Raw genomic sequence first — 13,699 nt, 5'->3', positions numbered from 1 at the left:
GACACTCTCCCTGGCGTTGTTGTTCTTAGTGCAGAGTCGGTTTACGAACTTCCGGCGCTGTCGGCGGTTGCTGACGCGTGAACGTGTCATGGCACAGAAGCGCAGCAACACGCACGTACTCGATGATCTCTTCGAGCGACATTTCCAGCTCTTCCTGATCTTCGTCTTCGTCATATCCCAACTGGGCGATATTGCGCAGGTCGTCGATCGCTTCTCCGGTTTCGCCGGTCACTTTGTCGAGCTTGGGTTGTGTAACCCCGAGGCCCAGCAAAAAGTGATTTACCCAGCCCCCCAGCGCATCGGCGCGATCGAACACGCTGACGTCGTCGCCTTCAGGCAGATAAAGCTGAAAAAGGAAGCCGTCATCTTCCAGCGCATCGCTGGTCGCCGCGTGCATTTTGATCAGAGCCTGAGCCAGCTCATGACCAAAGGCCAGACCTTCGTTGGTCAGGTCGTGCAACAGAGGCTGCCATGAGCTGTCATTGTTGCCGCCGCAAATCATCCCACTGATCAAACCGTGCATCTCGGCCGGGGTTAATCCAGCCCCTTGTTGGTTCAAAAACTGGCTAACTTCGGTGTAACCAGGCATTTCGTTCTGTATAGACATAAGCATTCGTCATCAAAGGGAGGATATTCATGATATGCTACCACTTTGGGCCCTGGTGGACCAGAAAAGGGCTTGTATGTTCATACCAGGGTAGCTATAGTGTCGCCCCTTCGCGGACCCAAGGTCTGGAGACGAAGGCAGCGCAGTCAATCAGCAGGAAGGTGGCATGTCTGCACAACCCGTCGATATCCAAATTTTTGGCCGTTCACTGCGAGTGAATTGCCCGCCTGAACAACAAGATGCGTTGAATCAGGCTGCGGACGATCTGAATCAGCGATTGCAAGATCTGAAAGTTCGCACTAGAGTCACAAATACTGAGCAGCTGGTTTTCATCGCCGCGTTGAACATCAGCTATGAATTAACTCAGGAAAAAGCGAAGACGCGTGACTACGCGGCGAGCATGGAACAACGTATTCGGATGCTACAACAAACCATTGAACAGGCGTTGCTTGATCAGGGTCGCATAACCGAAAAAACGGGCCAAAACTTTGAATAACACTTTTCGGTTTACTGTGGTAGAGTGACCGTGAAGACAAAATTTCTCTGAGATGTTTGCAAGCGGGCCAGTCCCCTGAGCCGATATTTCATACCACAAGAATGTGGCGCTCCACGGTTGGTGAGCATGCTCGGTTCGTCCGAGAAGCCTTAAAACTGTGACGACACATTCACCTTGAACCAAGGGTTCAAGGGTTACAGCCTGCGGCGGCATCTCGGAGATTCCCTTCTACCTGGCGACAGCCATGACACTACTTTCTGAACTTCCTTTATCCCGGCAAGAAATTCGTCAACTGATTCGGCAACGACGCCGTGCGCTATCCCCTGAGCAACAACGCGATTTCGGTCAGCAGGCCGCGAGCAGAATGCTGAGCTTTCCCCCTGTTTTACTCGCCCACACCGTGGCGGTATTTCTCTCTTTTGATGGTGAACTCGATACCCAACCGCTGATCGAACAGCTGTGGCGTGCCGGCAAGCGCGTCTATCTCCCTGTACTGCACCCGTTTAGCCCCGGTCATTTACTGTTTCTGCACTATCATCCGCACAGCGACCTGGTGACCAATCGCTTAAAAATCCTGGAGCCGCGGCTTGATGTGCGCGACGTCTTGCCGCTGTCAAAACTGGATGTATTGATTACGCCGCTAGTGGCGTTTGACGACGACGGACAGCGTTTAGGTATGGGCGGCGGATTTTACGACCGCACGCTACAAAACTGGCAACAGAATCGGATCCAACCCGTAGGTTATGCACATGATTGCCAGCGAGTAGAAAAGTTACCGGTTGAAGAGTGGGATATTCCACTGCCAGCGGTAGTGACGCCATCCAAAATTTGGGAGTGGTAGCTTTTTTTTTGCCGATTGACAGCGTCGTTTTTTTGACCTAAATTCTCGGTGAAGGGTGAGGGAGGCAAACCTCCCTCCTGCGTACTCTCTGTTAATATGCTGGGTAAGCGATGATTAACAGGATCAGCAGCATGATGACGTATCTCATCATCGTCCCTTTCCTTTTTAAAGCCCCTGCTTCGGTAGGGGCTTTCCCGTTTCAGCATTATACTGAGCCCCTATCGTAAATTCCTTTTATTGATGTACAACGCAGAGCTCAGCCTTTAATTACCAATTGCGGCAAGGCTCGAAAACAGAATGTATGCGTTACAAAAAGAGATAGCGCGGAAAGGAAATAAGAGGAAGTACGGGCAGGTCAACCGCCTGCCCATGTAGAGGAAATTAGTACAGCATGCGCGCGCGAATCGTCCCCGGAATGGCTTTCATCGCCAGCAGCGCCTTCTCCGCCACATCTTCATCCGCCTCGATATCAATAACCACATACCCCACCTGCGCGGAGGTTTGCAGATACTGCGCGGCAATGTTAACGCCCTGCTCGGCGAAGATTTGGTTTAGCGCGGTCAATACACCTGGACGGTTTTCGTGAATATGCATCAAACGACGACCACCGTGCAGCGGCAGCGACACTTCCGGGAAGTTAACCGCAGACAGCGTAGAACCGTTGTCGGAATACTTCGTCAGCTTTCCCGCCACTTCCAGACCAATGTTTTCCTGCGCTTCCAGCGTTGAACCACCAATGTGCGGCGTCAGGATCACGTTGTCGAAATCACACAGTGGAGACGTGAACGGATCGCTGTTGGTCGCCGGCTCCGTAGGGAAGACGTCGATTGCCGCCCCTGCCAGATGTTTGGTGGCTAACGCATCGCACAGCGCCGGAATATCAACGACCGTTCCGCGCGCGGCGTTGATCAGCAGCGCACCCGGTTTCATCAGAGCAATCTCTTGCGCGCCCATCATATTTTTGGTGGAGGCATTTTCCGGCACGTGGAGGCTGACGACATCGCTCATATTAAGCAGGTCGGAAAGATGCTGTACCTGGGTGGCGTTCCCCAGCGGGAGTTTGTTTTCAATATCATAGAAATAGACGTGCATCCCCAGCGATTCCGCCAGAATGCCCAACTGGGTACCAATGTGGCCGTAACCGATAATCCCCAGTTTTTTGCCACGCGCTTCAAAAGAGCCGGTAGCCAGTTTATTCCACACGCCACGGTGCGCTTTGGCGTTCGCTTCCGGCACGCCGCGCAGCAGCAGCAGCAGCTCGCCAATCACCAGTTCGGCAACGGAACGCGTGTTAGAGAATGGCGCGTTAAACACGGGGATCCCACGTTTTGCCGCCGCCCCCAGATCAACCTGATTGGTGCCAATACAGAAGCAACCAATCGCAACCAGTTTCTCTGCGGCGTCAATCACATCTTCAGTCAGATGAGTACGGGAACGCAGGCCAATGAAGTGGGCATCACGGATGGACTCTTTCAGTTGTTCAGTGTCCAGAGCGCCTTTATGAAACTCGATGTTGGTGTAACCTGCCGCACGAAGGCTTTCCAGTGCTTTTTGATGCACACCTTCAACCAGCAGAAACTTAATCTTCTCTTTCTCCAGTGATACCTTTGCCATTTCCCCGACCCTGTCTTTTTTTAGTTCAATCTGATGTGTTGTGTGTGGGATTTTTCATCCTCCTCTTCAACATATCAAAAAAAAATATTGCAGCAATATGAACGTTTGCGTCGTCGTGCTGAAGAAGCGTCATTCAAAGAGAAATGTCAGAGTAAAATTCTGGTGATAACTTTTTCTTTGGAGGGATCGGCAGGACAATATTGTAAACGTGACACAAGTCACCAAATTTGCCCTGCCAAAATTTTTTTAACGACAGAAGATCTCGGCCGTCAGATCATTTTACGATAGTTTTCACGCCATCTGCCGTGCCGATCAGCGCGACATCCGCACCACGGTTGGCAAATAACCCCACGGTCACAACACCTGGAATCGCGTTGATGGCGTTTTCCATCGCCACGGCGTCGAGGATCTCCAGACCGTGTACATCAAGGATCACATTGCCGTTGTCAGTCACCACGCCCTGACGGTATTCAGGACGACCGCCCAGCTTCACCAACTGACGGGCAACCGCGCTACGCGCCATCGGGATCACTTCTACCGGCAGCGGGAAGTTACCCAAAATGTCGACTTCTTTGGACGCATCAGCGATACAGATAAATTTCTTCGCCACCGATGCAATGATTTTTTCGCGGGTCAGCGCCGCGCCGCCGCCTTTGATCATCTGCATATGGCCGTTGATTTCGTCTGCGCCATCAACGTACACGCCAAGGCTGTCCACTTCGTTAAGATCGAACACGTGGATACCGAGGCTTTTGAGTTTTTCAGTCGATGCGTCCGAACTGGACACCGCACCTTCAATCTGACCTTTCATGGTGCCCAGCGCATCAATAAAGTGTGCGGCCGTTGAACCTGTACCTACGCCCACAATGGTGCCGGGCTGTACATACTGAAGTGCCGCCCATCCTACTGCTTTTTTCAGTTCATCCTGCGTCATGATCGTTTCGCCTGTGGTGTGAATATGGTGGGAAAATTCACGCGCATTATAGAACATTGTGCAGAAAAATGTCCCCACACCCGCGCGCAGGCGGCGGATTTCGTCTTTACCCAACCTAAATTTGTGTCATAGTGCAGAACAAGCAAAACTTTCAGGAGTGCGTCAAAGCAATGAAACGTCCGGACTACAGAACACTACAAGCACTGGATGCGGTTATTCGTGAACGAGGATTTGAGCGCGCGGCGCAAAAGCTGTGCATCACGCAATCCGCCGTTTCACAACGCATAAAACAGCTTGAGAATATGTTCGGACAACCGCTGCTGGTGCGTACCGTACCGCCTCGCCCAACCGAACAGGGACAAAAGCTGCTGGCGCTTTTACGTCAGGTTGAGCTTCTGGAAGACGAGTGGCTGGGGGATGAACAAACCGGCTCAACGCCGCTGCTGCTCTCACTGGCGGTAAACGCCGACAGCCTGGCAACCTGGTTGCTCCCGGCGCTGGCCCCGGTGCTGGCCAATTCGCCGATTCGCCTGAACCTGCAGGTTGAAGATGAAACGCGCACCCAGGAACGCCTGCGTCGCGGTGAAGTAGTGGGTGCAGTGAGTATTCAACATCAGGCGCTGCCAAGCTGCCTGGTGGATAAACTTGGTGCGCTGGACTACCTGTTTGTTGGCTCAAAGCCTTTTGCCGAACGCTATTTTCCTAACGGCGTCACCCGCTCTGCTCTGCTGAAAGCCCCGGCGGTTGCGTTTGACCATCTCGACGATATGCACCAGGCCTTCCTGCAGCAAAACTTCGATCTTCCGCCAGGCAGCGTACCATGCCATATCGTTAACTCGTCTGAAGCCTTTGTGCAACTGGCACGTCAGGGCACCACCTGCTGTATGATCCCACACTTACAGATCGAAAAAGAGCTGGAAAGCGGCGAACTTATCGACTTAACGCCAGGCCTGTTCCAGCGTCGGATGCTCTACTGGCATCGCTTTGCGCCGGAAAGCCGCATGATGCGCAACGTCACCGATGCATTGCTGGAATACGGGCACAAGGTTCTGCGTCAGGACTAGCGATTTTCCACATTGATGCCGGAGGGCGGCGTGAACGCCTTATCCGGCTACCGCCTTTTCACGTTATTCCCGACACGTCTTTGAAATCCATCACAAAATAAAGCACACCACGCGGCAAAAAACGACGCCCGGTTGGCTATTTTTTGCTGGCGACAAGCCAGATAAAAAAGCTCACCGTATTCGCAAAGATTCAACTTATTGCGTAATGCGGAGCGAAAAATGACCAATATGCAGGCGTGGCAAACACTCGCCAACAAAGAACTCAGCCGGCGGGAAAAAACCGTCGACTCGCTGGTAAAACAGACGGCAGAAGGCATTGCCATCAAGCCACTGTACACCGAAGCTGACCTCGATAACCTGGAAGTGACGGGTACCCTTCCCGGCTTACCGCCTTACGTTCGCGGCCCGCGTGCCACCATGTATACCGCGCAGCCATGGACCATTCGCCAGTACGCCGGTTTTTCCACCGCCAAAGAATCTAACGCGTTTTATCGCCGCAACCTCGCCGCCGGACAAAAGGGACTTTCCGTCGCCTTTGACCTTGCCACCCACCGCGGCTACGACTCGGACAATCCGCGCGTGGCGGGTGACGTTGGCAAAGCGGGCGTGGCAATTGATACCGTCGAAGACATGAAGGTGCTGTTCGAGCAGATCCCGCTGGATAAAATGTCGGTATCGATGACCATGAATGGCGCGGTGCTGCCGGTGCTGGCGTTTTATATCGTCGCGGCGCAGGAGCAAGGCGTGACGCCTGAACAGCTCACCGGGACCATTCAGAACGATATTCTGAAAGAGTACCTGTGCCGCAACACCTATATTTATCCGCCAAAACCCTCCATGCGTATTATCGCCGACATCATCGCCTGGTGTTCAGGCAATATGCCACGTTTCAATACCATCAGTATCAGCGGTTATCACATGGGCGAAGCCGGTGCGAACTGCGTGCAGCAGGTGGCGTTTACGCTGGCGGACGGCATTGAGTACATCAAAGCGGCACTGTCCGCCGGGCTGAAAATTGATGATTTCGCCCCGCGCCTGTCATTCTTCTTCGGCATTGGCATGGATCTGTTTATGAACGTCGCCATGCTGCGCGCGGCGCGTTATTTGTGGAGTGAAGCCGTCAGCGGTTTTGGTGCCACCAACCCAAAATCCTTAGCGTTGCGCACCCACTGCCAGACGTCCGGCTGGAGCCTGACCGAGCAGGATCCGTACAACAACGTGGTGCGCACCACCATCGAAGCGCTGGGCGCAACCCTCGGCGGCACTCAGTCTTTACATACCAACGCCTTTGATGAAGCGCTCGGCCTGCCGACCGATTTCTCCGCGCGTATCGCACGTAATACGCAGATCATCATTCAGGAGGAGTCGGAAATCTGCCGCACCGTCGATCCGCTGGCCGGATCGTACTACGTCGAATCACTCACCGACCAAATCGTTAAGCAGGCGCGCACAATAATCAAACAGATTGATGACGTGGGCGGAATGGCAAAAGCGATCGAAGCCGGACTCCCTAAACGGATGATCGAAGAAGCGTCTGCACGAGGACAATCGCTGATCGACCAGGGTAACCGCGTTATCGTCGGTGTGAACAAGTACAAACTGGATAAAGAAGACGCCACGTCTGTACTGGAAATCGACAACGTGAAGGTGCGCAACGAGCAAATTGCCTCGCTGCAGCATATCCGCGCAACCCGCGACGACAGTGCCGTGAAAACCGCACTGAAGGCGTTGACCCACGCGGCGCAGCACAATGAAAACCTGCTGGCCGCCGCGATAGATGCCGCCCGCGTTCGCGCCACGCTCGGTGAAATCTCCGACGCGCTGGAATCAGCCTTTGACCGTTACCTGGTGCCCAGCCAGTGCGTCACCGGGGTAATTGCGCAAAGCTACCACCAGTCTGAAAAATCCGCCGACGAGTTTGACGCCATTGTTGCCCAAACCGAACAATTCCTCGCAGACACGGGGCGCCGTCCGCGCATTCTGATCGCCAAAATGGGTCAGGATGGTCACGATCGCGGGGCGAAAGTGATCGCCAGCGCCTATTCCGATCTCGGTTTCGATGTTGATCTCAGCCCGATGTTCTCCACGCCGGAAGAGATCGCCCGCCTGGCGGTTGAAAACGATGTGCATGTGGTTGGCGCTTCTTCGCTGGCTGCAGGTCATAAAACGCTGATCCCTGAACTGGTGGCAGCTCTCAAAAATTGGGGGCGCGAGGATATCTGCGTGGTGGCAGGCGGTGTTATTCCGCCACAGGATTACGCTTTCCTGCAGGAGCGCGGTGTCGCTGCCATTTATGGTCCCGGTACGCCGATGCTCGACAGCGTGCGTGACGTATTAACCCGCATCGGCCAGCACCATGATTAGCTCCGCCACGCTGGCTGATAGCGTCCGCCGTCTGCGTCTGGGGGAGCGCGCCACGCTCGCCCAGGCCATGACGCTGGTCGAGAGCCAGCATCCGCGTCATCAGGCGCTAAGCACACAATTGCTGGACGCCATTATGCCATTCACCGGTAACGTCCTGCGTCTGGGGCTTACCGGCACGCCAGGCGCAGGAAAAAGCACCTTTCTGGAAGCTTTTGGCATGCTGCTGATCCGCAAGGGGTTACGGGTGGCGGTGATCGCCGTCGATCCCAGCAGCCCGGTCAGCGGCGGCAGCATCCTGGGCGATAAAACCCGAATGACGGAACTGGCGCGTGCGGACGCCGCGTTTATTCGCCCGGTTCCATCGAGCGGACATTTGGGCGGTGCCAGCCAGCGCGCCCGTGAATTAATGCTGCTATGCGAAGCAGCAGGCTTCGACGTAGTGATTGTCGAAACCGTCGGCGTCGGGCAGTCCGAAACCGAAGTGGCCGGTATGGTGGATTGTTTTATCTCGCTGCAAATAGCTGGCGGCGGTGACGATCTGCAGGGCATCAAGAAAGGCATCATGGAGATGGCGGATCTACTCGTCATCAACAAGGATGACGGCGAAAACCGCGCCTGCGTCGCTATCGCCCGTCATATGTATGACTCCGCGCTGCACATTCTGCGCCGCAAATATGACGAGTGGCAGCCGCTGGCCCTGACCTGTAGCGCCCTGGAAAAACGCGGCATTGAGGAAATCTGGCAGGCCATCACCGACTTTAAAACATGCCTTACGGCTAGCGGTCGGCTGGAAAAAGTCCGCCAGCAGCAGGCGGTGGACTGGTTACAAAAACAGGCCGAAGAAGAAGCGCTGCACCTGCTGTTTTCTCGCGCTGATTTCGAGCGCTATTTCCAGCAAACACTGCAGTCTGTCAGGAACAATGACCTTTCACCGCGTACCGGTCTACGGCACATCAGCGAATTTATCCAACATCATTACTTTGATTAAAGAGAACATTATGTCTTATCAATACGTCAACGTGGTCATCATCCAGAAAGTCGCAGTCATTGAGTTCAATTATGCCCGCAAGCTTAACGCCCTGAGCAAAGTGTTTATTGACGATCTTATGCTGGCACTGAACGATCTCAATCGCCCGGACATTCGCTGCATTATTCTGCGCGCACCGAGCGGAGCCAAAGTGTTCTCTGCCGGACATGACATTCATGAGCTCCCTACCGGACGTCGCGATCCGCTCTCGTATGACGATCCGCTGCGCCAGATAACCCGCATGATCCAAAAATACCCAAAACCAATTATCTCAATGGTTGAAGGCAGCGTCTGGGGCGGCGCATTCGAGATGATCATGAGTTCCGATCTGATCATCGCAGCCAGTACCTCCACCTTCTCAATGACACCGGTCAACCTCGGTGTGCCGTATAACCTGGTGGGCATCCACAACCTGACCCGCGATGCCGGTTTTCACATCGTTAAAGAGCTGATTTTTACCGCCTCGCCCATTACCGCTCAGCGTGCACTGGCAGTCGGTATTCTCAACCATGTGGTCGCTGTCGAAGAGCTGGAGGATTTTACCCTGCAAATGGCGCACCACATCTCGGAGAAAGCGCCGCTGGCGATTGCCGTGATCAAAGAAGAACTGCGCGTGCTGGGCGAAGCGCACACCATGAATTCCGATGAGTTTGAACGCATCCAGGGGATGCGCCGCGCGGTTTATGACAGCAATGACTATCAGGAAGGGATGAATGCGTTTTTAGAAAAACGGAAACCTAACTTCGTCGGCCATTAATCGCGGTCAGCTAAAGGAAAATCCATGAAACGGATGAGCGCCGAACAGGCGGCAGAAATTATTCAGCATGATGATATGGTGGCGTTCAGCGGCTTTACGCCTGCGGGTTCGCCAAAAGCGTTGCCCGCGGCGATTGCCCAACATGCCAGCGAATTGCATCAGGTCGGGAAGCCCTTTCAAATCCGTCTGCTGACCGGGGCATCAATTAGCGCCGCCGCTGATGATGCGCTCTCAGAGGCGGATGCCGTTTCCTGGCGAGCGCCTTATCAAACCTCGTCTGGCCTACGCCAGAAAATTAATCAGGGCCAGGTACGGTTTGTTGACCTCCATCTCAGTGAAGTGGCGCAGATGGTCAATTACGGCTTTTTTGGCGAGATTGATGTTGCCGTCATTGAAGCCTCAGCCATTGCGCCGGACGGCAGGATCTGGCTTACCAGCGGGATCGGCAACGCACCAACCTGGCTGCTGCGGGCGAAAAAAGTCATTATCGAGTTGAATCATTATCACAATCCGCGCGTGGCGGAGTTGGCCGACATCGTGATACCTGGCGCTCCACCGCGCCGTAACAGCGTGCCCATTTTTCATACCATGGATCGCATCGGCAACCAGTGCGTACAGATTGACCCAAAAAAGATTGTCGCGCTGGTGGAAACAAACCTGCCCGATGCCGGCAGTATGTCAGATAAAACCAACCCGCTCTGCCAGAAAATTGCCGATAACGTGGTGAGCTTTCTGCTGGCGGAAATGGCGCACAAGCGCATCCCACCTGAGTTTCTTCCCTTGCAGAGCGGCGTCGGTAATATCAATAACGCGGTGATGGCGCGACTGGGCGAGAACCCGGATATACCGCCCTTTATGATGTACTCCGAGGTGCTGCAGGAGTCGGTGGTGCATCTGCTGGAAACGGGTAAGATAACCGGCGCCAGCGCCTCCAGCCTGACGATTTCCGCCGCCTCGCTGCAGAATATTTACGCCAATATGGATTTCTTCGCCAGCCGCATTGTTCTGCGCCCGCAGGAGATTTCCAATAACCCGGAGATCATCCGCCGCCTTGGGGTGATTGCGCTTAATGTCGGCCTGGAATTTGATATCTACGGTCATGCTAACTCCACGCATGTCGCGGGAGTAAACCTGATGAACGGCATAGGCGGCAGCGGAGATTTCGAGCGCAACGCTTATCTGTCTATCTTTATGGCTCCGTCGATTGCCAAAGACGGAAAAATTTCGACGATTGTCCCGATGTGCAGCCATGTTGATCACAGCGAACACAGCGTTAAAGTGATCGTCACCGAACAGGGCATTGCCGATCTGCGCGGGTTATCGCCGCTGCAACGGGCGCACACCATCATCGACAATTGTGCGCACCCGCTTTACCGCGAGTACCTGAATCAATATCTGGAACAGGCGCCCGGCGGGCATATTCATCACGATCTCAGTCATGCGTTCGATCTTCACCGTAACCTGATCGAGACCGGATCGATGCTCGGTTAACTTGCCGTACCGTCACGATCTTCAGCAATCTGCTGGATCATTGTGGCGGTATAACGATGATTTTTCAGCGAATAGAGAAATTCCTGCATGTACATCGGGCTACCGGGCGCATCGAAATACTTCAGCGTCGACGGGTTCACCAGTCGCCACGCGAAATGAGGTATCACCGTCAGAAACTGTCCGCGCTCCACCGCACTAATCTTGGCCATAAAGCTGTACGGACGGTAGATAATCGTCGGGTTGATCCCACAAGGCCGCATGTAAGCGTCCAGCATAGCTTCAAAGTTGGCGCGGTTCTGGAAGCGCATTTGCAGCCACGGGAGTTCTCGCAGCAGATCCTGCGGCTGTTTTTCTTCGTAACGCCTTGAAACTAAAAACCCCAGGCGCAGGGGCGGCAGTTCGCTAACCGCCAAATTTTCCAACTCCTGCACGCGCGAAGAGACATGCTGCGGCGAAATAATAAAATCCAGCTGTCGGTCAAACAGATTATCAATGACCCCGTTCTCGCTGAACTCAACGGCCTGGGCGGTCACGCCTTCATACTTATCACCAAGACTAATCAACTGGTCAAAAATGATTGTCGGATAGGTATTATCGATGCCAATAACGATTTCCCGCGAGCGGCGAGAGGCGTTATGGATTTCGTTATCAATAGCAGACAGACGCTGATAGACGGGAAACAGCTTCTGATACAGCTCCTGCCCGGCTTTGTTCAAACTGATGTTGTTATCTTTGCGGGTAAACAGCGTATAGCCGATTTGATCTTCCAGTGCAGCAATGCTTTTACCAAAAGGCGATGCGGTCATGTGGATTTTTTCTGCCGCTCTGGCGATGTTATTAGTTTGTGCCAGTAGAATGAAATTACGCATCTTTTTCGAGATAAAAATATCCATAGTCACCTCATAAAATCACTACGGCATATCCTCATTCAGACAAAAAAAAGACTCACGACGCGGTCGCATTTTTACAGTTGCTCACAGAAAAAACCCGGCTGATAAGCCGGGTCTGAAAAGATTACTGGGTTTTGGCAGGCGCTGCCGCTGGCTGACCCGCCGCTGGCTCAATCTGGAAGACCACATCAACCTGATCGTCAAACTGAATAACCGGTTGTTCGTAGGTTTCCTGAGCCGATGCCGCAGGCGCTGCGTCGGCTTTCATCATCCGTACCATCGGGCTCGGCTGATAATTCGAAACGTGGTAGCGCACGCTGTAAACCGAGCCGAGCTTGCTGTTAAAGCCCGCCGCCAGCTGTTCAGCCTGATGAATCGCATCATCAATGGCCGCTTTACGCGCTTTATCTTTGTAGGCATCCGGCTGGGCCACGCCCAGCGACACCGAACGAATCTCGTTCAGACCGGCTTTCAGCGCGCCATCCAGCAATGCGTTGAGTTTGTCCAGCTGACGCAGCGTGACTTCAACGGTACGTACCGCGCGATAGCCTTTAAGCACACTCTTACCATTCTGGTAATCATAATCCGGCTGCGTACGCAGGTTTGCAGAACTGATATCTTTCTTCGCTATCTGGTTTTGTTCAAGGAAAGAAAGATACTGCGCCACGCGTTCGTCAGCCTGTTTCTTCGCTGAGGCCGCATCCTTTGCCGCCACGTTGACTTCAATTGCCAGCGTCGCGATATCAGGTGTCGCATCCACGCTTGCCGTTCCGGAAGTCACGATGTGCGGTCCATTCGGCAATTCATTTGCCTGTACCGAAAGTGCACTGAATCCGACTAATGCCGCCAGGGCCATTATTTTGAACTTCACTGTCGTTCCTCCATGTTTCATTATTTACCCCGAAGCTCAGGGCGCATGCAGGCAAGCTTAGCGGATCTCAGCCTGTTGTCCATCAGACAACGCTTAGTTGAACAGCGCATCAACGTGCGCAACACCTTCTTTTGCCAGTTGAAAAGCAATAAACCACATCACTAATCCCACCAGCGTATTGATGATTCGTTGTGCTTTGGCGGTACGCAGACGCGGCGCCAGCCAGGCTGCCAGCAACGCCAGACCAAAGAACCACAGGAACGATGCGCTAACGGTACCCAGTGCAAACCAGCGCTTCGGCTCAACGTCCAACTGACCACCGAGGCTACCCAGCACCACAAAGGTATCCAGATAGACATGCGGGTTAAGCCACGTCACCGCCAGCATGGTGGCGATAATTTTCCAGCGCCCTTGCTTCATCACCTCAGCGCTGGCCAGTTCCAGATTGCTGCTCATCGCCGTTTTTAACGCACCGAAACCGTACCAGAGTAAAAACGCCACCCCGCCCCAGGTCACCAGCGCCATCAGCCACGGTGACTGCATCAGCAAGGCGCTACCGCCAAAGATCCCCGCGCAGATCAGCACTAAATCGCTGATGGCGCAAAGTAAAGCGATCATAATGTGATACTGGCGACGAATACCCTGATTCATCACGAAAGCATTTTGTGGGCCGAGCGGAAGTATCATCGCCGCACCAAGCACAAGCCCTTGAAAATAATATGATAACACGTTAAATGTCCCGA

The 13,699-nt window shown here is 53.8% G+C and carries 13 protein-coding genes and 1 other RNA gene; 8 read left to right on the top strand and 6 right to left on the bottom strand.

Annotated elements, in window-relative coordinates; genetic code table 11:
- Positions 1-25 precede the first annotated feature (25 nt).
- Complete coding sequence (locus JQ822_RS09555; RefSeq protein ID WP_213133269.1) at positions 26-607, bottom strand: YecA/YgfB family protein; 582 nt, start codon at positions 605-607, stop codon at positions 26-28.
- A 166-nt stretch (positions 608-773) separates the two neighbouring features.
- Here JQ822_RS09555 and zapA point away from each other — a divergent pair, with 166 nt between their 5' ends.
- The 3 genes from zapA to JQ822_RS09540 all read left to right on the top strand — a co-directional run bounded on the left by zapA (position 774) and on the right by JQ822_RS09540 (position 1,944).
- Entirely contained in the window at positions 774-1,103 is a 330-nt protein-coding gene (zapA, locus tag JQ822_RS09550) for a cell division protein ZapA (protein WP_096755784.1), read from the top strand.
- 41 nt (positions 1,104-1,144) lie between these two features.
- Positions 1,145-1,328, top strand: a non-coding RNA gene (gene ssrS, locus JQ822_RS09545) — 6S RNA.
- A gap of 19 nt (positions 1,329-1,347) precedes the next feature.
- Positions 1,348-1,944 carry a 5-formyltetrahydrofolate cyclo-ligase gene (locus tag JQ822_RS09540; RefSeq protein WP_213133268.1) on the top strand — a complete coding sequence of 199 codons (597 nt, stop codon included), beginning with the start codon at positions 1,348-1,350 and terminating at the stop codon, positions 1,942-1,944.
- A 381-nt stretch (positions 1,945-2,325) separates the two neighbouring features.
- Here the strand turns inward: JQ822_RS09540 and serA are convergent, their stop codons facing one another.
- Positions 2,326-3,558 carry a phosphoglycerate dehydrogenase gene (serA, locus tag JQ822_RS09535; protein WP_135324400.1) on the bottom strand — a complete coding sequence of 411 codons (1,233 nt, stop codon included), beginning with the start codon at positions 3,556-3,558 and terminating at the stop codon, positions 2,326-2,328.
- 274 nt (positions 3,559-3,832) lie between these two features.
- Positions 3,833-4,492: a ribose-5-phosphate isomerase RpiA gene (gene rpiA, locus JQ822_RS09530; protein ID WP_136345248.1), complete on the bottom strand. Its 660-nt coding sequence runs from the start codon at positions 4,490-4,492 to the stop codon at positions 3,833-3,835.
- A gap of 170 nt (positions 4,493-4,662) precedes the next feature.
- On the opposite strand from rpiA, the gene argP reads away from it, so the two are divergent.
- The 5 genes from argP to JQ822_RS09505 all read left to right on the top strand — a co-directional run bounded on the left by argP (position 4,663) and on the right by JQ822_RS09505 (position 11,195).
- A complete protein-coding gene (gene argP, locus JQ822_RS09525) occupies positions 4,663-5,556 on the top strand; it encodes a DNA-binding transcriptional regulator ArgP (protein WP_003026988.1) in 894 nt (297 codons plus the stop codon).
- 219 nt (positions 5,557-5,775) lie between these two features.
- A complete protein-coding gene (scpA, locus tag JQ822_RS09520; protein WP_213133267.1) occupies positions 5,776-7,920 on the top strand; it encodes a methylmalonyl-CoA mutase in 2,145 nt (714 codons plus the stop codon).
- Complete coding sequence (gene meaB / locus JQ822_RS09515; protein ID WP_213133266.1) at positions 7,913-8,908, top strand: methylmalonyl Co-A mutase-associated GTPase MeaB; 996 nt, start codon at positions 7,913-7,915, stop codon at positions 8,906-8,908. The genes scpA and meaB overlap by 8 nt, the downstream gene beginning before the upstream one ends.
- Positions 8,909-8,918: 10 nt before the next feature.
- Positions 8,919-9,704 carry a methylmalonyl-CoA decarboxylase gene (gene scpB / locus JQ822_RS09510; protein ID WP_213133265.1) on the top strand — a complete coding sequence of 262 codons (786 nt, stop codon included), beginning with the start codon at positions 8,919-8,921 and terminating at the stop codon, positions 9,702-9,704.
- 24 nt (positions 9,705-9,728) lie between these two features.
- Positions 9,729-11,195, top strand: a complete 1,467-nt coding sequence (locus JQ822_RS09505; protein WP_213133264.1) for an acetyl-CoA hydrolase/transferase family protein — start codon at positions 9,729-9,731, stop codon at positions 11,193-11,195.
- Here the strand turns inward: JQ822_RS09505 and srsR are convergent.
- From srsR to argO, 3 genes are all read right to left on the bottom strand, one after another.
- The gene (gene srsR, locus JQ822_RS09500) at positions 11,192-12,088 is read right to left on the bottom strand and encodes a LysR family transcriptional regulator SrsR (RefSeq protein ID WP_213133263.1); all 897 of its coding nucleotides are present in this window, start codon (positions 12,086-12,088) and stop codon (positions 11,192-11,194) included. The genes JQ822_RS09505 and srsR overlap by 4 nt on opposite strands.
- A 121-nt stretch (positions 12,089-12,209) precedes the next feature.
- Complete coding sequence (locus tag JQ822_RS09495; protein ID WP_213133262.1) at positions 12,210-12,956, bottom strand: oxidative stress defense protein; 747 nt, start codon at positions 12,954-12,956, stop codon at positions 12,210-12,212.
- A 93-nt stretch (positions 12,957-13,049) separates the two neighbouring features.
- The gene (gene argO, locus JQ822_RS09490; RefSeq protein WP_213133261.1) at positions 13,050-13,685 is read right to left on the bottom strand and encodes an arginine exporter ArgO; all 636 of its coding nucleotides are present in this window, start codon (positions 13,683-13,685) and stop codon (positions 13,050-13,052) included.
- Positions 13,686-13,699 lie beyond the last annotated feature (14 nt).

The sequence above is a fragment of the Citrobacter sp. FP75 genome (assembly GCF_018342065.1).
In the GTDB taxonomy this organism is placed as follows: Bacteria; Pseudomonadota; Gammaproteobacteria; order Enterobacterales; family Enterobacteriaceae; genus Citrobacter.
Note: the sequence above shows the minus strand (reverse complement) of the source record. Positions and strands in the feature narration are given on the sequence as shown.

What these genes read in the sequence shown, in the direction of transcription:
- JQ822_RS09555 (WP_213133269.1), bottom strand. Translation starts at nt 607, where the DNA reads ATGTCTATACAGAACGAAATGCCTGGTTACACCGAAGTTAGCCAGTTT.
- zapA (WP_096755784.1), top strand. Translation starts at nt 774, where the DNA reads ATGTCTGCACAACCCGTCGATATCCAAATTTTTGGCCGTTCACTGCGA.
- JQ822_RS09540 (WP_213133268.1), top strand. Translation starts at nt 1,348, where the DNA reads ATGACACTACTTTCTGAACTTCCTTTATCCCGGCAAGAAATTCGTCAA.
- serA (WP_135324400.1), bottom strand. Translation starts at nt 3,558, where the DNA reads ATGGCAAAGGTATCACTGGAGAAAGAGAAGATTAAGTTTCTGCTGGTT.
- rpiA (WP_136345248.1), bottom strand. Translation starts at nt 4,492, where the DNA reads ATGACGCAGGATGAACTGAAAAAAGCAGTAGGATGGGCGGCACTTCAG.
- argP (WP_003026988.1), top strand. Translation starts at nt 4,663, where the DNA reads ATGAAACGTCCGGACTACAGAACACTACAAGCACTGGATGCGGTTATT.
- scpA (WP_213133267.1), top strand. Translation starts at nt 5,776, where the DNA reads ATGACCAATATGCAGGCGTGGCAAACACTCGCCAACAAAGAACTCAGC.
- meaB (WP_213133266.1), top strand. Translation starts at nt 7,913, where the DNA reads ATGATTAGCTCCGCCACGCTGGCTGATAGCGTCCGCCGTCTGCGTCTG.
- scpB (WP_213133265.1), top strand. Translation starts at nt 8,919, where the DNA reads ATGTCTTATCAATACGTCAACGTGGTCATCATCCAGAAAGTCGCAGTC.
- JQ822_RS09505 (WP_213133264.1), top strand. Translation starts at nt 9,729, where the DNA reads ATGAAACGGATGAGCGCCGAACAGGCGGCAGAAATTATTCAGCATGAT.
- srsR (WP_213133263.1), bottom strand. Translation starts at nt 12,088, where the DNA reads ATGGATATTTTTATCTCGAAAAAGATGCGTAATTTCATTCTACTGGCA.